General features: G+C 71.0%; 17 protein-coding genes. 5 read left to right on the top strand and 12 right to left on the bottom strand.

The window, feature by feature from the left end; all coding sequences use genetic code 11:
• The first annotated feature begins 71 nt into the window (after positions 1-71).
• A complete protein-coding gene (thiC, locus tag AB7F93_RS01270; RefSeq protein WP_428301060.1) occupies positions 72-1,952 on the top strand; it encodes a phosphomethylpyrimidine synthase ThiC in 1,881 nt (626 codons plus the stop codon).
• Positions 1,953-1,983: 31 nt separating this feature from the next.
• Here the strand turns inward: thiC and AB7F93_RS01265 are convergent, their stop codons facing one another.
• The 7 genes from AB7F93_RS01265 to AB7F93_RS01235 all read right to left on the bottom strand — a co-directional run bounded on the left by AB7F93_RS01265 (position 1,984) and on the right by AB7F93_RS01235 (position 14,834).
• Positions 1,984-3,198, bottom strand: a complete 1,215-nt coding sequence (locus tag AB7F93_RS01265) for an MFS transporter (protein ID WP_428301059.1) — start codon at positions 3,196-3,198, stop codon at positions 1,984-1,986.
• A gap of 103 nt (positions 3,199-3,301) precedes the next feature.
• On the bottom strand, positions 3,302-3,904 hold the full coding sequence (locus tag AB7F93_RS01260) for a 4Fe-4S dicluster domain-containing protein (RefSeq protein WP_428301058.1): 603 nt from the start codon (positions 3,902-3,904) through the stop codon (positions 3,302-3,304).
• Positions 3,901-6,306, bottom strand: a complete 2,406-nt coding sequence (locus tag AB7F93_RS01255) for a molybdopterin-containing oxidoreductase family protein (RefSeq protein WP_428301057.1) — start codon at positions 6,304-6,306, stop codon at positions 3,901-3,903. Before AB7F93_RS01255 ends, AB7F93_RS01260 begins: the two co-directional genes overlap by 4 nt.
• Before the next feature lie 200 nt (positions 6,307-6,506).
• Positions 6,507-7,076 carry a YcbK family protein gene (locus AB7F93_RS01250; protein ID WP_428301056.1) on the bottom strand — a complete coding sequence of 190 codons (570 nt, stop codon included), beginning with the start codon at positions 7,074-7,076 and terminating at the stop codon, positions 6,507-6,509.
• A gap of 16 nt (positions 7,077-7,092) precedes the next feature.
• Positions 7,093-12,690, bottom strand: coding sequence for a CHAT domain-containing protein (locus AB7F93_RS01245; RefSeq protein WP_428301055.1), 5,598 nt, complete (start codon positions 12,688-12,690; stop codon positions 7,093-7,095).
• A 48-nt stretch (positions 12,691-12,738) separates the two neighbouring features.
• A complete protein-coding gene (locus tag AB7F93_RS01240; RefSeq protein ID WP_428301054.1) occupies positions 12,739-13,551 on the bottom strand; it encodes a caspase family protein in 813 nt (270 codons plus the stop codon).
• Positions 13,552-13,964: 413 nt separating this feature from the next.
• Complete coding sequence (locus tag AB7F93_RS01235; protein ID WP_428301053.1) at positions 13,965-14,834, bottom strand: YicC/YloC family endoribonuclease; 870 nt, start codon at positions 14,832-14,834, stop codon at positions 13,965-13,967.
• 171 nt (positions 14,835-15,005) lie between these two features.
• Here AB7F93_RS01235 and rph point away from each other — a divergent pair, with 171 nt between their 5' ends.
• The 4 genes from rph to AB7F93_RS01215 are packed head-to-tail and all read left to right on the top strand — an operon-like array spanning position 15,006 to position 17,860.
• Complete coding sequence (gene rph / locus AB7F93_RS01230) at positions 15,006-15,722, top strand: ribonuclease PH (protein ID WP_428301052.1); 717 nt, start codon at positions 15,006-15,008, stop codon at positions 15,720-15,722.
• Positions 15,722-16,330: an RdgB/HAM1 family non-canonical purine NTP pyrophosphatase gene (gene rdgB, locus AB7F93_RS01225; protein WP_428301051.1), complete on the top strand. Its 609-nt coding sequence runs from the start codon at positions 15,722-15,724 to the stop codon at positions 16,328-16,330. The genes rph and rdgB overlap by 1 nt, the downstream gene beginning before the upstream one ends.
• Positions 16,323-17,060: an ABC transporter ATP-binding protein gene (locus AB7F93_RS01220; RefSeq protein WP_428301050.1), complete on the top strand. Its 738-nt coding sequence runs from the start codon at positions 16,323-16,325 to the stop codon at positions 17,058-17,060. The genes rdgB and AB7F93_RS01220 overlap by 8 nt, the downstream gene beginning before the upstream one ends.
• Positions 17,057-17,860: an ABC transporter permease gene (locus AB7F93_RS01215; protein ID WP_428301049.1), complete on the top strand. Its 804-nt coding sequence runs from the start codon at positions 17,057-17,059 to the stop codon at positions 17,858-17,860. Before AB7F93_RS01220 ends, AB7F93_RS01215 begins: the two co-directional genes overlap by 4 nt.
• Before the next feature lie 126 nt (positions 17,861-17,986).
• Here the strand turns inward: AB7F93_RS01215 and AB7F93_RS01210 are convergent, their stop codons facing one another.
• The 5 genes from AB7F93_RS01210 to AB7F93_RS01190 all read right to left on the bottom strand — a co-directional run bounded on the left by AB7F93_RS01210 (position 17,987) and on the right by AB7F93_RS01190 (position 21,449).
• The gene (locus AB7F93_RS01210; RefSeq protein ID WP_428301048.1) at positions 17,987-18,778 is read right to left on the bottom strand and encodes a cytochrome C assembly family protein; all 792 of its coding nucleotides are present in this window, start codon (positions 18,776-18,778) and stop codon (positions 17,987-17,989) included.
• A gap of 69 nt (positions 18,779-18,847) precedes the next feature.
• Positions 18,848-19,327: an aromatic-ring-hydroxylating dioxygenase subunit beta gene (locus AB7F93_RS01205; RefSeq protein WP_428301191.1), complete on the bottom strand. Its 480-nt coding sequence runs from the start codon at positions 19,325-19,327 to the stop codon at positions 18,848-18,850.
• Positions 19,328-19,332: 5 nt separating this feature from the next.
• Complete coding sequence (locus AB7F93_RS01200) at positions 19,333-19,794, bottom strand: hypothetical protein (protein ID WP_428301047.1); 462 nt, start codon at positions 19,792-19,794, stop codon at positions 19,333-19,335.
• Positions 19,791-20,654 (bottom strand): aromatic ring-hydroxylating oxygenase subunit alpha, encoded by an 864-nt coding sequence (locus AB7F93_RS01195; protein ID WP_428301046.1) that lies wholly within the window; start codon positions 20,652-20,654, stop codon positions 19,791-19,793. Before AB7F93_RS01195 ends, AB7F93_RS01200 begins: the two co-directional genes overlap by 4 nt.
• Positions 20,655-20,729: 75 nt before the next feature.
• Positions 20,730-21,449 (bottom strand): hypothetical protein, encoded by a 720-nt coding sequence (locus AB7F93_RS01190; RefSeq protein WP_428301045.1) that lies wholly within the window; start codon positions 21,447-21,449, stop codon positions 20,730-20,732.
• Between the last annotated feature and the right edge of the window lie 111 nt (positions 21,450-21,560).

Below are 21,560 nucleotides of genomic sequence, written 5' to 3'. Positions count from 1 at the left end.
CACAACACAACAACATCGCGCGCTTGCCCCGTCACGCCGATGCGCCCCCGCCGCCCCGAAAGGTCACCCCCATGAACGCCACCCAGAAACCCGTGCTCACGCCGGCTTCCGACGTCGACGCCGAGCTACGCCGGCCGTTTGCCGGTTCGGCCAAGACTTACGTCGTCGGCAGCCGACCGGACATCCGGGTGCCGATGCGCGAGGTGACGCAGTCCGCCACCGCCACGCAGCGCGGCGACGAGAGCAACGAGCCGATCGCCGTCTACGACACCTCCGGCGCCTACACGGACACGACCGCCGCCATCAACCTGCGCCAGGGCCTAGCGCCCATCCGCGCGGCGTGGATTGCCGAGCGCGCCGACAGCGAGGTGCTTCCCGGCATCAGCTCCGCCTACGGCCGCGCGCGAGCCGAGGCCGAAGACCTGTCCGGCCTGCGCTTCCCGAATACGCACCTGCCGCGCCGCGCGCTCGCCGGCTGCAACGTGACGCAGATGCACTACGCCCGGCGCGGCATCGTCACGCCGGAGATGGAGTTCATCGCCATCCGCGAGAACCAGCGTCTGGACGCCGTGCGCGATCAGGCGCTGCTGCGCCAGCATCCGGGCCACGGCTTCGGCGCGGCCATTCAGAAGGTCATCACGCCGGAGTTCGTGCGCGACGAGGTCGCCCGCGGGCGCGCCATCATCCCGTCCAACATCAACCACCCGGAAAGCGAGCCGATGATCATCGGCCGCAACTTCCTGGTGAAGATCAACGGCAACATCGGCAACTCGGCGGTCACCTCGTCCATCGAGGAAGAGGTCGAGAAAATGGTGTGGGGCATCCGCTGGGGCGCCGACACCATCATGGACCTGTCCACCGGCAAGCACATCCACGAGACGCGCGAGTGGATTTTGCGCAACAGCCCGGTGCCGATCGGCACGGTGCCGATCTACCAGGCGCTCGAAAAGGTGGACGGCAAGGCCGAGGAACTCACCTGGGACATCTTCCGCGACACGCTGATCGAGCAGGCCGAGCAGGGCGTCGACTACTTCACCATCCACGCCGGCGTGCTGCTGCGCTACGTGCCGCTCACCGCGCGGCGCCTGACCGGCATCGTCAGTCGCGGCGGGTCGATTCTCGCCAAGTGGTGCCTGGCGCATCACAAGGAAAACTTCCTCTACACGCACTTCGAGGACATCTGCGAAATCATGAAGGCGTACGACGTCGCCTTCTCGCTGGGCGACGGCCTGCGGCCGGGCTCGATCGCGGACGCCAATGACGAAGCGCAGCTCGGCGAACTGAAAACGCTGGGCGAGCTGACACAGATCGCCTGGAAGCACGACGTGCAGACCATGATCGAGGGCCCCGGCCACGTGCCGATGCACCTCATCAAGGAGAACATGGACCTGCAACTCGACTACTGCGACGAGGCGCCGTTCTATACCCTGGGGCCGCTGACCACCGACATCGCGCCCGGCTACGACCACATCACGTCCGCCATCGGCGCGGCCATGATCGGCTGGTACGGCACCGCCATGCTGTGCTACGTGACGCCCAAGGAGCACCTGGGTCTCCCGAACAAGCACGACGTGCGCGACGGCATCGTCACCTACAAGATCGCCGCCCACGCGGCGGATCTCGCCAAGGGCCACCCGGGCGCACAGCTGCGCGACAACGCACTGTCCAAGGCCCGCTTCGAGTTCCGTTGGCACGATCAGTTCAACCTGAGCCTGGACCCGGACAAGGCGCGCGAGTTCCACGACGAGACCCTGCCCAAGGAGTCCGCCAAGCTGGCGCACTTCTGCTCCATGTGCGGCCCGCACTTCTGCTCGATGAAGATCACCCAGGACGTGCGCGACTATGCGCAAAGCAAGGGCCTGGGCGACGACGACGGGGCGCTCGCTGCCGGCATGCAGGAGAAGGCGATCGAGTTCCGCGCCACCGGGCAGAAGCTCTACAGCCGGCAATGAACGGCGCCGGCGGGCGGGCGACCGGCGTCAGCTAGGCTGTCTGCGCCTTGCTTCGCGACAGCGCCTGGCCGAACGCAAGCCCGATGCCGAGCAGCACCGCGCCGCCGATACCGATCGCGCGGCCGGTGCCGATGCTGGCGGCGAGCCAGCCCGTCACCGTCACGCCGGTGGCCTGGCCCAGAAAAAAGCAAGCCGCGAACATCGACACCGACGCGCCGCGCGCCCGCGGCACCATCTGCGTCGCGTTCACCTGCAGCGTGTTGTGCATCATGTAAAAGCCGAGCCCGGTGAGCAGGCTGCCGAGCACGCCGAACACCCACGACGGCGCCGCGGCCGTACACCCGAGGCCCGCACTCACACACACCGCGCCCGCCCGCGCGAGGCCGACCTCGCCGAGGCCGTGCACCAGGCGTCGGGCGGCCATGGCGTACACAAACCCGCCAAGCCCGAACACCATCAGCAGCGAGCCCGTCACCGTCAGCGACACGCCAAGGCGCAGATGCAGGTGCGTGGCGACGAAGGCGAGCGGTCCGAACAGGCACGCGCCTTCCAGAAAAACGATCGTCAGCAGCGTCTGCGCCCAGCGCGTGCGCAGCACCTCGCCGATATCGGCCGCCGTGCGGCGCAGCGGGGCGGGTGCGTGGGCGCCATGCCCGATGCCTGCAAGCCGCCGCTGGCCGATCATCAACTGCACGCCGACCACGGCGTACAGCACCGTCAGCACCGCGTACGGCACGCGCCAGCCGAGGTGGTCCGCCGCCACTCCGCCCAGCCACACGCCGGTTGCCAGTCCCATGATTTGGCCGATCAGAAACCGTGCCAGCACCGGCTGGCGCTGCTCGTACGGAATCACGTCAGCGAGCCAGGCGATGGAAAGGGGAATGATCGCCGCCGCCAGCATGCCGGACAGCACGCGCGCCGCGCGGAGCTGATCGAAGTCGCCCGCCAGCGCGCACGCCAGCGACGCGAGCGCGCACCCCAGCACCGCCCAGCCGACCACGCGGTACTTGCCGAAGCGGTCGCCGACCGGCCCCCACAGCACCTGCGTGGCGCCATACGCCAGCGCGTACAGGCTGACCACCTGCGCCGTGGTGGCGAGCGGCGTGCCGAACAGTTGTGACAGCTGCGGCAGCAGCGCGTCGTTGATGCGCATGCCCATGGCGCTGGCGCCGGCAGCGAGCGACAGGAACACGATCAGGAGCAGCGGCGGCGGGGTAGGCGCTGCCGGCGCGTCGGCTTGTGACACGACAGGTCGTCCAGGGACTTGCGGGAGGGCGCGCTGCGCGTGTGCGCGGCGCCGGGCGGCATTCTACGCACCGGCGCGGACTTGCCAGCGAATTGCCGGCCGGCTAGCGCCCGTCGCTGTCCTCGTGCCCCGAGACCGAATAGAACACCGCCGGTCGCGTGCCGTGGTCGGCTTTCAGCACTTCCGTCTGGCCGCCGGCGCGCGCGATGGCGCGAGACACCTCGCTCGCGGGGTCGTTCAGATCGCCAAAGAAGATCGCCTCGTACACGCAGGCGTCCGCGCAGGCGGTGCTGCGCCCGGCGTCGACGCGCTGGGTGCAGAAGTTGCACTTCTGCATCACGCCCTCGGCGGCGTTGAACTCGATCACGCCGTACGGACACACGTACGTGCAGCGCTTGCAGCCGGCGCCGAGGCACTCGTCCTCGTTCAGTACCACGATGCCATCCGGCCGCCGGTATAGCGCGTGCGGCGGGCACACGGCAAGGCACGGCGCGTCCTCGCAGTGCATGCACAGCGTCGGCTCCCAGCGCATCTGCACGTTCGGGTAGGTGCCGGCCGGCGTGTCGCGGTGCGCGCCGCCGACGGTCTTCACGTTCATGAAGCTCTTGCCGGCCGGCGGGTGGTTCTCGGTCTTGCAGGCCACGGCGCAGGCATGGCAGCCGATGCAGCGCTCGCGGTCGATGAACATGCCGTAGCGGGCGGTCATGCCGCGGCCTCCTGCGCACGCTCCACCTCGACCCGCACGTCGAACACCTGATCCGCCAGCCCGTAGGGGGCAAGCCCCGGCGAAGCGGCAGTCTCCGCGTATTGCTTCCACATGCCCCAGTACACGGCGAACGATGCGCTCAGCATGTCCGGTGCGGGCAGGTTCAGCGGCGGCAGCAGGTCCTGATAGTGCCCGTGGGGGAAGTCCTTGGGCCACCAGCCGTGTTCGATCCACGCCGTGCCGGGGCGAATACCCTCGGAGCGCTGCACCCGCACGCGGAACTCGCCGCGCTGGTTGAACACGCGCACCCAGTCGTCGTCGGCGAGGCCGCGTGCCTGCGCGTCGAGTGGATTCAGGCGCAGGTACGGCAGCGGATTCAGCTCCCGCGTGCTGCGCTGGTAGCTTTGACTTTGATTCACGAACTTGCGCCGCCCGGTGAAGAACTGCAGCGGGTAGCGCGCCGCGAGGGCAGGGTCGCCGATCTCGCGCGGCGGGCGGTGGTCCGGCAGCGCCTCGCCGATCGCATGCAGGTACTCGACGTAGAACTCCATGCGCCCGGACGGCGTCGGGAAGCGCTTGTCGGCAAACGAGATGGCCGGCGCGTCAGTGCCCGGTGCGCGCACCATGCCGCCGGCCTCGCGCAGGCGTTCGAGCGTGAGGCCGTGCTGCGTCGGGTGGTCCAGCATCGCGCGCAGGTAGTCGTCGGTGCCTTGCGTGAAGAACTCGCCGAGGCCCACCCGGCGGGCCAGCTCGGACATGATGTCGAGGTCCGATTTCGCCTCGTGCTGCGGTGCGATGGCCTGCTCACTCAGGATGGTGCAGCCAAGGCCGGTGTACAGATCCGTGCGCTCGAAGATGGTGGTGCCGGGCAGCACGAGGTCGGCGTGGTGCGCCGTGTCGGACTCGACGATGTCCACCGCGACCACGAAATCGAGCTTCGGCAGGATGTCCTCAACCCAGGTGCGCCGGTTGGGCAGCGAGCCGAAGGGATTCGTGGCGAACACCAGCATCGCCTTGATCGGCCACGGCTCGCCCGTGACGATGGTGTGGTGGCCCTGGCTGATGTGCAGGCGCCGGCTGCGGCGTCCGTCGGCCGCGTACACGGGGTCCGGGTTCAGCATTGGCGCGTAGGCGCGGCACCAGCCGCTCGCGCCGCCGCCGCTGCGGCCGACGTCGCCGGTGAGCGAGCCGAGCGCCAGGATGGCGCGGGCGTTGAGGTCGCCATGCAGCGTGCGCGTGGCGCCGATGCCGATCTTGATGGTCGACGGCCGGGCGGCGGCGTACTCCTGCGCCAGCTTGCGGATGGCCGCTTCCGGAATCTTGCACAGGGCGCTCGCGCGCTGCGGCGTGTACTGCCCGGCGCGCTCGGCGAGCAGGTCGAATGCCGTGCGGCAGGCGATGCCCGCCACGTTCACGGATGCGCGCAGCGCCGGGCGCACGCCGGGCAGTTCGCTCGTGTGCGCCGGCATCGCGACGGGTGCGCCCGTGGTGCCGGCCGCCTCGTCCCACACCACGTAGGCGTCGGCGGACCCGCTGGCGCCGATGTCGCCCGTGCGCAGGAACTGGCCGTTGTCCGCGCGCACCAGAAACGGCGCCACCGTGTAGCGGCGCACGTAGTCCGCGTCGTACTGGCCGCTGTCGATCAGCAGGTGCGTCAGGGCCAGGGCCAGCGCGCCGTCGGTGGCGGGCTCGATCGGAATCCACCAGTCCGCCTTGGCGGCGGTGGCGTCGTACAGCGGGCTGATGACGATGAGCTTCGCGCCGGCGGCGCGGGCGCGCATCACGTGGTTGAAGTCGCGCATGGCGGACTCCGCCATGTTCTCGCCCCAGATGATGATCAGCTTCGCGTTAACCCAGTCGCGCGGATCATTCGCGCCGCCAAAGAAAAACCCGTAGTGCGCCAGGCCGGCCACGTACGGTGCACCGTCCACCGGCCAGCCGACGATCTCGGTGCACCCGAACAGGTTGGCGAAGCGGCCGGTGGCGCCGCCTGCGTTGACGCCGGACAGCGGCACCGAGCTCGACCCCGAGCCATGCATCAGCACCGCCTGCGGGCCGTGGGTGTCGCGGATTTCGATGAGCCGGGCGGCGATGTCGCGGTACGCCTCGTCCCAGGAAATGCGCTCCCAGCGGCCCTCGCCGCGCGCACCGACGCGCCGCATCGGGTGCTTCAGGCGCTGCGGGATGTACGGCAGTTCCACGGCCGCGAGGCCGCGCAGGCAGGCGTGGGTGTCGTCGGGCGAGCCCGGCACCGGCGCCGCGCCGAGGCCGACCAGGCGGCCATCGCGCACCTCGGCCCGCAGCGGGCAGTTCTGGTGGCAGCCCATGCCGGGGCAGGCCACGGTGTGGAACTCGCTTTGCGCTGTTGCGGCGCGGCTGGACGGCTCGATCACGGTCGCCATTGTTTCTCCTCGCGAGGTGGGGCCTCAGCGGGAACTATCCGCGACTCGGTAGTGGCTTACAAGGTGCCGCGGGCCGCCGCACGGCGTTGCGGGGCGAGGAGGCACTGTGCGTTGTCCAGCGCTGCCGACGAGGCGCCGTGCCGGCCGCAGGCTTGCTGCAAGCGGCGCCGCCGGGCAGGGCTGCGCCCGCTCCGGGGCGTTCAGCCTACGCTGGCCCGCAAGCCGTCCACGTACACCATCTGTCCGGCGGCGGGATCGCGGATGTAGCTGAGCGTCTTGCGGCGATTCGGGCCGTCCGCCGGCGGCTTCAGCGAGATATGCACCCAGCCCGAGTTCGGGCCCTGCGCCGGGTCGAAGCACTCGCAGATGATCTGGTCGAAATCCGGCAGGTTCGTGGCCGCCCACTGCGCCAGTTCAAGCGTGCTCTTGCCGACGATCTCGACGTCGCAGGCGCAGCCCTGCGTGTGCTGGCTGGTGCTGAGCCAGCCGGAGGGCTTGTTCTTGAGACGCCGCTCGAGCGCCTGGCTGCGGTACACGCTGTTCGGGGTGAAGGCGCCGAAGGCGTCACGCAGGCGTTGCAACACCTCGCGCGCCAGGTGCACGGCGGCGCGCAGTTCGCGGTCGCTGGCGAAGTCGTTCTCGACGCCGAGGCGGGCTGCGAGCTCGGACCGCGTCAGCTCGTACAGGCGAAAGTTCGGCGCGATCAGGTCGTTCGGGTCCAGCGCCGCCAGGCTGAGGTGGGCAAGGTCGGTCTGGGCGTGGTCGTTCATGGTCGATCCTCCGCGGCTACAGCGCCGCGCGCAGGGTGGCAAGGGCGCTGCGCAGCCGCGGCTCGCCGCGTCCGGCTTCCACCAGCGCCTGCACGAACTCGACGTGCTCGCGCACCGAGTCGTACTGGCGCGGGCTGGCCCCGCGCTGGGCGGCGTTGCGGTAGCGGCCGGCAATGCGCGTCGCAGCCGCGTCGGTGGCCTTCTGCGTGCTGCCGGGCTTGATCAGCAGCAGCGCCAGGTCGCAGTGGGCGACGCCGATGGCGTCCCAGAAGTTCGGGTCGTCCTGGTTGCGCTGTGCGGCGTCGGCCATCATCTGCCGGCAGGCATCGGCGAGGCCGTTCCGCCAGTCCTTGTCCTGGCGCGGATCGAACAGCTCCGCGAGCGCCTTGGCCACCACCCAGTGGCTGAACGGGTAGGGGTCGGCGTGGGTCTGCGCCGCGGGTGCGTGCTGGCGGTCCTGCTCGTGGGCCTGACGGTAGTAGTTGGCCATGTTGACCAGCGCCTCGATGCGCGGCGCGTCGGCCTCGTGCAGCCAGGCGAGCCGCTTGCAGGCACTGCCGAGCAACGCCAGGCGCTCGGGTGTGGGGGCGCGCAGGGTGATCAGGTCGAGTTCGCGGATGGCGCGCTCGATATCGGCGATCAACGCGCGCCGCGCGCTGCTGGCCGCGGCGTCCTCGGGCTGCTCACGCAGCGCCCGCCAGCGCTGCCCGGACAGGCGCACGCGGAAGTTGGCGCACTGCTCGGCTCCCCTGACCGGGCAGTCGCCGGTGCGCGCGGTCAGCGCCTTGTCGAGCCACTCGACCGCCTGCGCCCAGTCGCCGGCCTCGCCCCAGGCAAAGCCGAGTGCCGCCGCTACGTCGCCGCGTTGCAGCCAGTCGGCGCCGAGCGGGTCCGGCACGGCGCGCAGGATGTCGAGGATGCCGCGGCGCAGCTCGGCCCGGGTGTCTGAGTCTTCCTCAGGGTCGTGCACGCGGGTGCGGATCAGCGCTGCAAAGTTGTCCAGATCGGCCACCAGCTCGGCGGGCGCGTGGTAGCGGCGGTCGTCCCTGCGGCCCGCCGGGGCGCCGTTGCCATGCAGCCGGTAGCCGGGGTCGCCGTAGCACTGGTAGGCGCCCCAGGTGTTGCAGTCCGGAAAGCGCACCCAGATTTCCTCGCGCGCGGCGCGCACGGCCTCGCCGAACATCTCGCCCGCCAGAAGGCGGCGGTAGAAGGTCTCGGCGAACGCGGCGCCGGCGGCATCGTCCACCGCCCAGCCGGCCGCGACCACGGCCTTCACGCCCATCGTGATGAACTGCACCGCAAGGTTGGCCGCCAGCAGGTTGAACTCGCCCGCCCGGGCGGTGCGGCTGGCGCCGCCGGTTTGGGTCTTGCCGAGGTGGCAGCAGTTGATGAACACCAGCTCCGGCACCCAGCGCATCTGCTCGACGTCGCCCGGCGTGAGGAATGTGTTCTTGCCGATGACCATGCCGGAGACGGTCTTGCCCTTGTCGGTCTTGCCAATCGGTGTGGCTGCGCCAGGCGGCGTGGCCTCGGCGGGCTCCGCCAGCGGAAACTCGTGCTCGCCGTGCCCGGCCAGGTGCAGGATGCGCCAGGCGTCGCGGTGCAGGCCGGCCATGATCGCGTCCGCCTTCTCGTCGATGCAGTCGAGCGTGCGATAGCCACCGGCGCCGAGCAGCGTGGCCACCTTGCGCGCTTCCTCGCGCGCGCCGGGCAGATCCGCAAACGCGTCCCAGCCGGCAAGGTCGGGGTTGCCGACCACGAACGCGGTGAGCTCGCTGGCGTGCGCCGGTTGGGGCCGGAATACGGGTGTCTTGAGCTGGCGGACAAGGCCCGCGGCGATGGCGGCCGGGCGCCGGCTGTGACCCCAGCGGTCTTCGAGCAGTTCCCACGGGTAGCGGGCGGACTGTGTGTCCACCAGCAGCACCAGGTCCGCCTGCCGGGGCGCCAGTTCCTTCAGGTGGTTCGGCAGCAGCATCTCGAACAGCGTCTTCGCCACCTCAGCGTTGGCGCTGGTGGTGCGGGAGGCCTGGCGGATGAAGTTCTCGGCCAGGCGCAACTGGCCGGTGGCGAGCGTTTCCTCGGCGCGGGCGCGGTCGGTGGTGGCGACGAAGCGCAGCCGCTGGGTCTGTGCGTCCTCGATGATTTCGAGCCGCTGCCACCAGTCGGGTGCGTCGTCGTAGCGCACGCGCCGCAGGCCGCCTTCGCCCGCTTCGATGGTGCCGGCCGGCCAGTTCGCGGCGGTGGCGAGCTCGCCGTCGCCGAGCACGGCGTGCAGCGCTTCGGCGGCGCCGATGGCGATGTCCTCGAACAGCTCGACGATCTCGATGCGGTCGATCACGACGCGGTTTTCGAGGCGCGCCTGCGCCAGCTTGGCGTTGGCGGCCACGGCGGCGCGCAGGATGGCGTCGAGCGAGTCGCGGGCGCTGACGCCGCCGGCGCCGGAGCCGACCAGCAGGCACGACACCGCCGCCGAGCGCACCTGCCGGGCGCCACCGAAGCGGTCGTCCGGCCACTGCGCGACGCGCAGCGCGTAATCGAGCAGCGCGTCGCGCACGCCCTTCATCAGCAGGCCGGGGCTGAGTTCGCCCACCTGGCCGAGCCCGACCACCACCGCGCCGTCCGGCTTGTGGGCGCGGTCGGGATTGAAGAACAGCGCGTGCGTGCCCAGCCGCCCGGGGTACAGCCCGAGCTGCAAACGCGCCGACAGTTCCCCGCCGAGCCGCGCGTCGAGCGCCTTCTCGGCGCTGATGATGGTGTCGCCAAGGTAGTGGCCGACCAGCACCGGATGTTTGGCGTACGCGAGGTTGCCGTGGCTGAGCGTGACTTCGATGACCGGCACGCCGCGGCCGGTCGCTGCTTCGTCAAGCGGCGGCGAGGACCCGAAGCCGAGACCCTTGAGCTCGGCCTCGTCCGGCACGGCATCGGCCGGGGGCAGGTCCGGCAGGACGAAGGTCTTTGGTGTGCCGTCCGCGGCGCGGGTGGCCGTTGGCGGGGACTGTGGCAGGCGCGTGGTGGCGCCGGTGGTCAGCAGGTCAAGGTAGGCCGGGAAGGCACTTTTCTGCGCGCACAGCGCGTCGTGGGCGGTGTCCGCGACATACCAGGTGCCCACGCCCGGCAGGCGGCCGGAGGCCCAGGTCACCGTGCCGTCGCCCTCGGCAGTGGCGATGAACTGCAAGCGCTTTCGTCCGGCCAGGCGCGGGTGGTCGTCCTGGTCGACCAGGCGGTAGTCGACCACGGTCGCCTTCTGACAGCCGGCGACGTACAGCATGTGCTGCGGGTCCGGCGCGGCGCCGGTGAGGACATTCCACGTGGCGCGGGCGGCGAGCAGCGCCTGAGTGTCGGCCGGTTGCCAGCGCGCGGCGAGCTGCTCGCGCAGGCTCGCCCACCGGCTGGGATCGGCAAAGTCAGCGCCGGCCGGGTCGAACGGCAGCAGCTCCAGCAGGCCCGGAAAACCGCTCACGATGTCGATGATCTCGTCCGTGCTGTGCCGGGCGTCGAGCAGCGTGAGCCTGGTCTGCGTCGGGTTGTGGCCGGTCAGCCAGCGCACCGCCTCGTGCGAGCCGAGGTTCGGCGTGCCCAGCATCAGGAAGCGGCTGTTCTTGAGCGCCACGATGCGCCGCCACAGCGCGCTGCCGCGGCCGCCGTCGGCAATCATGCTGCGCACCACAAGGCCGCCCATCGAGTGCGCCACGATGTGCACCGGCTGGCCCAGGCGCTCGCTGTCCGGCAACCAGCCCTCCAGGGCATCCGCCAGCCGGGCGGCCGCTTCGCGCACCGACAGGCGCCAGTCGTAGGGGAAGATCTCGACCCGATGGCTGCGCGCCAGGAACTCGACCAGCGGGCCGTAGAAGTCGTCGATCAGCCCGGTCGGGCGGACCTCGCCCGCGCCCTTGCGAAGGCGTCTCAGGCCGCCCTTGAACAGCGGCCAGTAGGCCAGCCACAGCGGGTCGCCGTCGACCTGCAGGCTGCTGCCCATGGTGCCCGGCAGCACCACCGCGAGCGGCCGCGGCGTGCCCGTGCTGCGGCTGCGGCGTACCGCCTCGCGCCACTTGGGCTCGTCGTGCGCGGCGGCGTGCAGCGGCAGAAAGCCGCCGGAGCTGTCGTCCGCGCGCGTCAGGCCGGCGATCAGCCAGTCGACCGTCTTCTTGTTGGTGAAGTAGTCGAAGTGGTTCACCGCCGCGCCGCGGTCGCTGCGATAGCGCGCGCCCTGCGGCGGGCGCCGCAGGCCGCCGTGCATGGAGCCGGTGTTCACGATCAGGTCGTGATCGGCGCCGTAGAACCAGTCGGTCGCCAGCAGCTTGAGCTGGCCCCACAGCGAGTCGCCCTCGATGTCGCCGGAAATCACGGTGAGGTCGGCGCGTGTGCTGAGCGCCGGGTTCTGCAGCAGTCGCGTCAGGGCCGAGCCTGGCAGCATGGCTTCGAGCCCCGGCAGCGTGCGTGGGTCGGTGCGCTCCTTGACCACCGCCAGCAGAAAATCGGTCACGTCGCCGAACAGGCCGTTGTCGGTCAGCAGGTTCAGCACCGACAGCCAGCGGTCGAGGCGGCCGGAAGCCAGCGTGGTGCCGCGCGCCGGGCAGGCCACGCGCACGAAGCGCGCGATGCGCAGCGGGTGTTTGTCGAGCAGCGTCAGGAGCTCGGCCAGCGCCGTGCGGTCGGCGCCGTAGGCCTCATCGCGCGCCTTGGCGGCCTCGCCGTCGAGCGGACCAAGACCGAGCTGCTCGGCGATGGTGCGGTCGGCGGCGAACAGCGCCGTCATCAGCTCGGTGTCGAACGCGTCCACGGTCTTGTCGCGCTCGGCCAGGCACAGCAACTCGCCCACCAGGCCCCCGCGCGAGTGCGTCACAAGATCCACATGGCGGTGCTCGGGCAGGTGCTCGGCGAGCGCCTGCGCGAGGTCGAGCGCGTTGCGGATGGGGCTTTGCGTGAGCGAGCGGTGCTCCAGCGCGTACACGCGATCGCCGTAGCGGTGTGCCAGCGCCTGCCGCGCGGCCGCCCCGGTACTGCCGCCCCACAGCTTGCCGAAGCTGCCCTCGGTGCTGGAGGCGGTGCCGTGGATGAACACCAGGATCGGGCTCTTGGCCGGATCGCCCCCGGCCAGAGCAGGCGCCTTAGCAGGCGCCTTGCCGTCGAGCGCCGTCAGCGCGAAGGCGTCGCCGAGGGAGCAGTGATACAGGCCGGGTTGGCGGCCGTGCAGTTGCTTTTGCTCCAGCTTTTTGCCGAGCGCCGCCGCCGTCTTGCCCTTGAGGTCGACGTCGAAGAACTCCAGCAGCTTGATGCCGAGCCCGAGCCAGCCGCGGTCGCCGCGCTGCGCGGGCCCGTGCAGCGGTGGCCGGGGTCGGGTCTGGATGTCCCAGGCGTCGGTGCCGTCGCGCGCCAGCGCCGGCTGGCCGTGCTCGCGGATCAGGTCGTCGGCGCGCGTCCACAGCACCGCGCCGTTGTTGAGCTCCACCCGCACCACGGCGTCGCCGGCCGTGGTGACCTCGGTCGCTGCAACGTCCCGGCCAACGCCCGGCGCCAGACGACCCGCCTGCGTGATGGCGACGGCGTCACTGGTCCGCGGCGTGGCGGGCGCCGCTGCGTTCGTGGCGCCCCGAATACGGTAACTGAGCGTCATGGCGAGCTCCCCAGGGTGATGGCGAGGGCGGGCGCGGTCGGCGCCCGGTCAGGCAAACACCGGCTGGCGCCGGGCCGCGCTGGAGCCGAGGATGCGCGGGCTTTGCGGGTAGCTCGCCGAGGGCAGGTAGGCACCGATCGCCGCGTGCCAGTCGGCGTAGGTGGCGCCGGCGGGCAGGGATTTCAGGGTCTTCAGCGCGTAATAGGTGAAGGCGCCGTTGTAGCGGCCGGCGATTTTCGCGTCGTAGCTGTAGTTGTTCGGGCCTTCCTTGCAGCCGGACAGCAGCAGGTCGCCGTGTTGCTTCAGCAGCACACCGGCGAACGGGGACACCGCGCCCGGCACCACGCTGACCGGCGTGACGCGGGCGGCCGGCAGCCAGTTGCCCATGGGCAGAAAGCGCGGGCGCGGCGCGTCGGCTTCCGGTTCGGCCGGTGCCGCCCGGCTGACGGTGCCGGAATGGCAACTGTCCGCGATCAGCAGCACCCGCACGCCGGGCTTGCGGGCGGCAAAGATGGCGCGGATCTCGTCGTCGACCAGCGCCTCGCCGCGGGTCTGGATGTCGTGCGGGCACAGCGCCTCGTCGAGACCGTCCGCCTCGTCGCCGTCCGCATCGGGTTGATACGTGCCGTGGCCGGAAAACGTGATCACCAGGCTGTCACCCGCCACGCCGCCGGCGATGAGCGCGCTCATCGCCGTCACCATCGCGGCCTTGGTGGCTGTGGCGTCCAGCAAAGTGGTCACGGCAAAGCCGCGCGCCGTGAGCACCTGCGACCAGTCGGCGGCGTCGTTGACGCAGCCTTGCAGGTCCATGTGCGTGCCGGGGTAGTTGTTGATGCCGATGCACAGCGCGGTCTTGCTCATGGCGCGTCTCCTCGGTGGGCCGTAGGGACAATCCCCGACCGATGCTACTCCGGACACTGGAAAAGACTGCGGCAAAACGATGTGCACTGATGCCGTTTTCCGCGCCGCGCTAGCGGGGGACGGCCCGCGGAATTTCGCGCTGAGGCCGGTCGTGGATTGAGTTGAGGAGGTGGCCTCCCAACCAGACCTCAGGAGGTCGCACGTCGAGCAGAGGTAGATCGAGGAAACGGTCTTCGGCGCGTGGTCGGCCGGAGTGCCTCGGCGCCGAGGAAAGACAGGAGAATGCACTGCGCAGGCTGACGCCCGCCGTGTATTCCCGGCACTTGGCTGCCAGAGCGATGGCAGCCACTCAAGAATTCCGAAGCGGAACGCTACTCACGGAGGGGCAACGTCGGACTCCGCCGCGCCGATGGTTATTCGATGTTCTGAGTCTGCTCGCGCATCTGCTCGATCAGCACCTTGAGGCCCACCGCGGCCTGCGTGACTTCCATGTCGATGGCCTTGGAGCCCACGGTGTTGGCCTCGCGGCCGAGTTCCTGCATGAGGAAGTCGAGCCGTCGGCCGACGGCGCCACCCTTGGCGAGGCAGTCGCGGATTTCCTTCACATGGATGCCGATGCGGTCGAGTTCCTCGGCAATGTCGCCCTTCTGCACGGCAAGCACGAGTTCCTGTTCGAGACGCGCCGGCTCGACCGGCGTGCCGAGCGCGGCGATGCGCTCGCGGATTTTCTCGCGCCAGGCGTCGCGCAGCGCCGGCATGCGCGCACCGATTTTTTGCGCCAGTTCCAGCACGCCGGCGGCGCGCTCCTCGATCAGCGCCGCGAGGCGCTCGCCCTCGCGCTGGCGCGTCGCCTTCAGTTCCGCAAACGCTGCCTGCAGACCGCCAAGCGCCGCGGCATCAATGGCGTCCTGATCGGCGCCCTCGGCGGACTTGACCACGCCCGGCCAGCGCAGCATGTCGAGCGGATCGGGCGGCGTGGCGTGTGCGCCGAGGCGGTCGCGCACCTGGGCGGCGGCGGCCAGCAGGGCAGTCAGCGCCGCGTCGTCGATGTCGAGCCTGGCCGCGCCCACTGGCGACGCGTGGCGCAGCGTGATGTCCACCTTGCCGCGGCCAAGCTCGCGGCTCGCCAGTTCCCGCACGCGCGGTTCGAGGCCGCGCAGCGCGTCCGGCAGGCGCAGTGACAGTTCGAGGTAGCGGTGATTGACGCTGCGCAGCTCCCAGGTGAAGTCGCCCTGCGGTCCGCTGCGGCTGGCGCGGGCAAAGGCGGTCATGCTGGAAATCATGGGCGGTCCGGGAGCGGTTTGAGGCGGGCGGGAAGTGTAGCGGAGCGGCTTCGCCGGGCTGCACGACCGGGTGCCGCAACGGCGGGGGCTAAACTACCGGCACCCGCCGCGCCGTCGCGTTGCGCACGTCGCGCCGCGGGCCTCCCCGTTTGCCACCTCCCAGGATTCCCCATGCGCCCGAGCGGCCGTCGGCCGGACCAGTTGCGTCCGGTCACCATCACCCGTCATTTCAGCAAGCACGCCGAGGGCTCGGTGCTGGTCGGCTTCGGCGACACGCGCGTCATCTGCACGGCGAGCGTCGAGGAGCGCGTGCCGGGCTTCAAGCGCGGCTCCGGCAGCGGCTGGGTGACGGCCGAGTACGGCATGCTGCCGCGCGCCACCCATACGCGGAACTCGCGCGAGGCGGCGAGCGGCCGCCAGGGCGGGCGCACGCTCGAAATCCAGCGCCTGATCGGCCGCGCGCTGCGCGCGGTGGTGGACCTGTCCGCGCTCGGCGAGCGTACCGTCACGCTCGACTGCGACGTGATCCAGGCCGACGGCGGCACGCGTACGGCCGCCATCACCGGCGCCTACGTGGCGCTGGTGGACGCGGTGGCGAGCCTGCGCAAGCGGCGCGCGGTGACGCGCGATCCGATCCACGGCGCCATTGCCGCCATATCGGTCGGCATCTTCGGCGGCCAGCCGGTGCTGGATCTCGACTACGCCGAGGATTCCACTGCCGAGACCGACATGAACCTCGTCATCAACGACGCCGGCGCCTTCGTCGAGATTCAGGGCACCGCCGAAGGCCACGCGTTCCGCAACGACGAACTCCAGCAGATGCTCGCGCTCGGCCAGCAGGGCGTGGCGGAGCTGATCGCGCTGCAACGCGCCGCCCTGGAAGGCTGATGCGGCTCGTGCTGGCGAGCGGCAACCGCGGCAAGCTCGCCGAGCTGCGCGGCCTGCTGGCGGACCTGCCGCTGATGCTCGCGTCGCTGGCCGACTTCACTGCCGACGCGGCCGAGGAAACGGCGCCAAGCTTCGTCGAGAACGCCATCCTCAAGGCGCGCTTCGCCGCCCAGGCGAGCGGCCTGCCGGCGTTGGCGGACGATTCGGGGCTCGAAGTCGATGCCCTGTCCGGCGCGCCCGGCGTGCGCTCGGCGCGCTTTGCCGGGCCCGATGCGGACGATGCCGCCAATCGGCGCTTGCTGCTGGAGCGTCTCGCGGACGTGCCGCCGGGCGCGCGCCGGGCGCGCTTTCGCTGCGTGCTGGTGTACCTGCGACACGCAGACGACCCATGGCCGGAAGTCTTCACCGGCACCTGGCAGGGCGAGATCGCGCTCGCGGAAGCCGGCGGCAACGGTTTCGGCTACGACCCGCTGTTTCGCGTGCCGGCGCTGGATTGCACCGCGGCGCAGCTCGACCCGGCCGACAAGGCGCGCCTGAGCCACCGCGCGCAGGCCACGGCCGCGCTGCGCGCCTTCCTGCGGAACCTGCTCGCTTCGGTGAATGACTGACGCGCCAGTGCTGGCGGTGCGCGGCCTCGCCAAAGCGTACGCCGGCCGGCCGGCGGTGGACGGCGTGAGCTTTCGCGTGGCGCGGGACGAGATCGTCGGCCTGCTGGGTCCGAACGGCGCCGGCAAGACCACCATCATCAACATGGTGCTCGGCCTGCTGGAGCCGGACGCGGGCGACATCGCCATCGACGGCATCGACCTCGCCCGCCGGCGTGCGGCGGCGCTGTCGCACGCCAATTTCTCCGCTGTCTATGCCGCGCTGCCGGGCAACCTCACGGTGCGGCGAAATTTGCGCCTGTTCGCCGGGCTGTACGGCGTGTCGCGCGCCGCCGAGCGCGTCGACGCGGTGGTGGCGGAATTCGGCCTCGATGCGCTGGCCGACCGCCGTTATGGTCTCTTGTCGTCCGGCGAGCAGGCGCGCGTCGGGCTCGCCAAGGCGATGCTGAACGCGCCGGCGCTGCTGTTGCTCGACGAGCCCACCGCCTCGCTCGATCCCGCTGCGGCGCTCGCGCTGCGCGAGCACATCGTGCAGCTCACGCGCGGGCACGGCCGCGGCGCGCTGTGGACCTCGCACAACATGGCCGAGGTGGAGGCGGTGTGCGATCGCGTGCTGCTGCTGTCACACGGCCGCATCCTGCTGGAGGGCGCGCCTGGCGAGCTCGTGCGGGCGCACGGCGCGGCGTCTCTGGAGGCACTGTTCCTGCGCCTGGCTGGCGGGGAACTCGCGTGAACGGCCGGCGCGTCGCGGCGCTCCTGCGCCGGCAGTTCGACCTCATGCGCGGCTCGCCGGCGCGCGTGCTGCCGCTGTTCGCCTGGGTGGCGGTGGACATGGTGCTGTGGGGCTACATCGCCCGCTACGTCGAGGCGATAGCGCGCGCCACGCACCCGCTGCTGCCGGCGCTGCTCGGCGCCGTGCTGCTGTGGGATTTCTTCACCCGCGTGATGCAGGGCGTGACCATGCCGTTCTTCGAGGACGTGTGGTCGCGCAATTTCGTGAACCTGTTCGGCAGCCCGCTCGGGCTTGGCGAGTACGCCGCCGGGCTGGTGGCGGCGGCGGTGGTCACGAGCGCCATCGGTCTGGCCGTGATGCTGCTGCTGGCGACCTCGCTGTTCGGGCTCTCGTTCGCGCCGCTCGGGCTGCGCCTGGGTGCGTTCCTGCTGGTGCTGTTCGGCTTTGGCGTGGCGCTGGGGCTTTTCGGCTGCGCGCTCGTGCTGCGCTACGGCCCGGCCGCCGAGTGGCTGATCTGGCCAATCCCGGCCATCCTGTCGCCGTTCGTCGGCGTGTTCTACCCACTCGCGACGCTGCCGGCATGGATGCGCGCGATCGGCTGGTGCCTGCCGCCGTCGCACGTGTTCGAGGGCCTGCGCGCGCTGCTGGCGGGAGGCCGCATGCCGGTGGCGGAACTCGGGCTCGCGGTGGCGCTGACGGCGGTGCATCTGCTGCTCGCCGGCTGGGCGCTGCGACGGGTGTTCGCGCACGCGCGCCGGACGGGCCTGCTCGCGCGCTACAGCGCCGAGGGCGTGGGCTAGCCCAGGGTCGAGTGGTGGGCGTGGCGCCCCCGCCGCGAATTGTTCGCCTGGTGCAGCACGATTCGGCCCGAGGGCGGGCCTCCCACAGCGCGACTCAACGCGCCAGCACGAACTCCTTGCGCCTGCTCAAGCCAGCACGAACTCCAGCGCGAACTTGCTGCCCAGATACCCCAGCGCCAGCAGGGCGAAGCCGGCGAGCGTCCAGCGCACCGCGGTCTGCGCCCGCCAGCCGGCGCGCCGGCGGCCGACGAGCAGCGTGCCAATGACGACCCAGGCGGCGATCGACAGGACGGTCTTCTCGATCAGGTGCGGCGCGAAGATGTCGCCCAGAAACAGCACGCCCGACAGCAGCGCGAGTGTGAGCGCCGCAAAGCCGAGTCCGAGCAGCTGGAACAGCAAGCGCTCCATGTCGCCGAGCGGCGGCAGCACGCGCAGCACCCGGCCTGGCGTGTGCTGGCGCAGGCGCCCGTCCTGGTATGCCATCACCAGCGCCTGCAGCGCCGCGAGCGCCAGCAGCGCGTAGGCGGCGAGCGACAGCAGCACGTGCAGCGCCAGCGGCAGCACGTCGCTCACCGGCAGCGGCGCGGAGTGGTCCGGCAGCAGCATGAGCAGCACCGACACACCGGCCAGCGGCGCCAGCACGACGCCGAGATTGTCGATGCCGCGCAGCAGGGAAACGCCGGCGAACAGCAGCACGACCGCCGCGCCGAGCAACGATACGGCGTTGCCGAAGCCGAGCGTCAGGTCGCCGTCCGGTACCGCCTGCGCCAGCAGCGCGAGATGGGCCAGCGCAAGCACCACGGCGAGCGCGCGCAGGCCGGCGCGCAGCAGCTTGCCCGGCGCGCGCAACTGCCAGCCGTAGCCGGCGCCGAGCCCGAAGTAGGCGAGAGCGAGCAGCAGGGGCGGGTAGACGGGCATGGGGCAGGCCGGCGAGATGGGGCAGCCGATTCTACCGGACGCCTGTCGGCGCCCCGGCCGGCCGCGCGGTTACACGAGGAAGCCGAGCGCCGGCGTCTCCCCGTCGCTGTTGACCAGCAGCACCCTCTTGAAGGCCATGCGCCAGTCGCCGTCCACGCGGCGCAGGTGATGCTCGCTGCGCCCGGCCCAGGTGCGCAGCCAGGTCTGGTGGCCGCGGCGACGGAACTCGTTGATGTTGAAGGTGGAATGCACGCGCGCGGCGTCGTCGCCGTCCGGGTAGATCTCCACGTTGCCGACTAGCCGCGCCAGCACCGAGCGTGGGTCCTGGATGTACATGGCGCTGCTTTTCATGCGCGCCAGGCGGCGCGTGAGCGCGGCGCGGTCGGCGTAGATGAGGGCGACGTCCGTGTCCGGCGTACCGTCGTGCGCGCACGGCACCCAGTACACGCCGTCGTCCGTCCACAGCGCCTCCCAGTCCTCGAAGCGGTGCTCGTCCATCAGGCGCGCCTCGCGGTACAGGAACTGTTCGATCTCGTCGCGCAGATTCATGACGCTCACGCCTCCCCGGTCATGATCTTCTTGTAGTGCCGCCAGATGCCGCGCTGGGCGACCTCGTCGAGGTTCTGGCAGGTGCGCACCGGCTGGCCGAAGTCGTCGGCCTCGACCCGCTCGACGTGCCGGCCGCGATTCAGTTCGAGCCAGCTGTCCGGCGCCGCCGCCATGCCGGCCTGGCTGCGCTCGAACATCTCCATGTCGTCCGGTGCGAGGAAGCCGGCCGGGCCGAAGCCGCCTTCCTGGGCGCGGATGCGGGCGATGTTGACGCTGTCCGGCGCGCCCTTGAGCAGCGCCGGGTGGTAGTAGATGTGCGTGCGGGTGAGGCCGATGGGCTGGATCACGCGCACCGCGTCCCACAGCAGCATCAGGTTCGGGAACACCATGATGTGGCACGGGCCGCCGCGCGCCATCCACAGCGCCTTCTCGTGCGAGCCGATGCGCCGGGCGACGCCGTCGATCACCTCCGGCAGCAGCGTGCCGGTGGAACCGGTGAAGCGCAGCTTGTCGCCCTGGGCGCGGTTCGAGGTGAAGCTGTCGAGAACCGAGTGGCCGCCGCCAGATCGCGCTGCATGGCGAGCGGGCTTTCAAGATCGCCGCGCTCCTGGAACGACGCCTTCTTGTCGGTGGACGACAGGCTCGCGAACTGCGCCAGCGCCGACGCGTGCACGTACTCGGCGTGGTAGGCGTCGGTGAGGTTCTCGAGCTGCATCTTCCAGTTGGCGTCCACGGTGACGCCGTGGCGGCCGGCCGACAGGACGATCTCGCCGTCCGGCGCCAGATCGCAGTAGCGCGACAGGTACGCGCCGGCGTTGCCGAGGTAGTCCTCGAAGCTGATGCCGTCCTTCGCGAGACTCGCGAAGATGAAGCCGCGGTGCTCGCCAAGCCGCGCCACCTCGATCAGGTGCTGCGCCGCGCCGGGCGGCCGGTCGCCCCAGCCGGACGGGTGCGTCGCCTCGCGCAGCGCGCCCGTGTTGTCGAACACCCAGCCGTGGTACGCGCAGCGGAAGAACTTGCTGTTGCCGCGCTCGCGCTGGCACAGCGTGTTGCCGCGGTGCGTGCAGCGGTTCAGCAGCACGCGGATGCGCTGGTCCTGCCCGCGCACCAGGATGACCGGCTGCTGGCCGATCAGGCGCACCCGGTAGTCGCCGGGGTCCGGCACCTCGCTGGCGTGGCCCACGTACACCCAGCCGCGGTGGAAGATGCGGTCCATCTCCTCGCGAAAGATGCCCTCGTCCTGGTACAGGCGGCTGTTGACCAGGAAGCCGTCCGGCGTGTCCTCGCGGATCAGGGCGGCGTAGTCGATGTTGACCGGTGCGTTCATGCTGCTCCTCCTGCGCCGGTGGGCCGGCTTGTTGAGGGCAGTTTACGGGGCTTGAGGCGCCCGGGCCGCCGAGGCTCAGGCCACTTCGGGCCTGCGCCACTCGCGCTGGCGCGGCTGCGACTGCAGCAGCAGGTCGGCGCTGTGCACCAGCAGCATGTCGTCGCCGTAGTCGGCCTCGGCCAGGGCCGCCAGCACCGCCGGGTTGCTGTCGATCATGGCGATCACCCGCTCGCCGCGCCGCTCGGCTTGCGCGATGGCGGCCAGCTTGCTCGCGCCGACGTCGTCACGCCAGCCGTGCGGCGTGAACCAGGCCAGCTCGTCCGCGAAGCGCAGCTCGCTGCCGGCCGCCAGATCGTTCAGGCAGCGCAGCGTTTCCTGGCGCAGGAATTCCGGCCGGGCGGAGTTGATGCCGACCGCCGTGCCGGGCTGCCGGTGCAGCCAGCCGGCCAGCGCCAGCAGGCCCTCGAACGGTGCGTGGGCGCGGCGGGCGATGTCACCGCAGCGGCGCTTGTGCTGGTGCCAGGCGAGCACCTGCGGCTGTTCGTCGGCCGGCACGCGGCACTGTTCCAGCAGCGTCTCGACGCCGCGCCCGAACGGGTCGAGCGTGCCCTGATCAAGTGCGGCGAAGTGCGCGCTGCCGTGCGCGGCGTCGTAGGCGTGCAGCAGGCTGGCCAGCGCGCGGCGCATGTCCAGAAACGTGTCGTCGACGTCGAACAGCACCAGCAGCCGTTGCCCGGCGTGGCGCGCCAGGCAGCGCTCGTGGTGGTTCAGCAGGGTGTGGGTCCAGTCGCGCATGGTGGAATCCTCATGCCGTTTTCGTGGGCCGCATGCTGCGGGCCGGCCGTTAAACTTTCGTGACCCGACCGACGACCGGCCTCAGCCGGCGTCCCGAAAAACCAGCACGCG

Source organism: Immundisolibacter sp., assembly GCF_050250495.1.
Classification (GTDB): Bacteria; Pseudomonadota; Gammaproteobacteria; order Immundisolibacterales; family Immundisolibacteraceae; genus Immundisolibacter.
The sequence above is the reverse complement of the archived record's forward strand: the minus strand, read 5'-3'. Positions and strand labels throughout refer to the sequence as shown.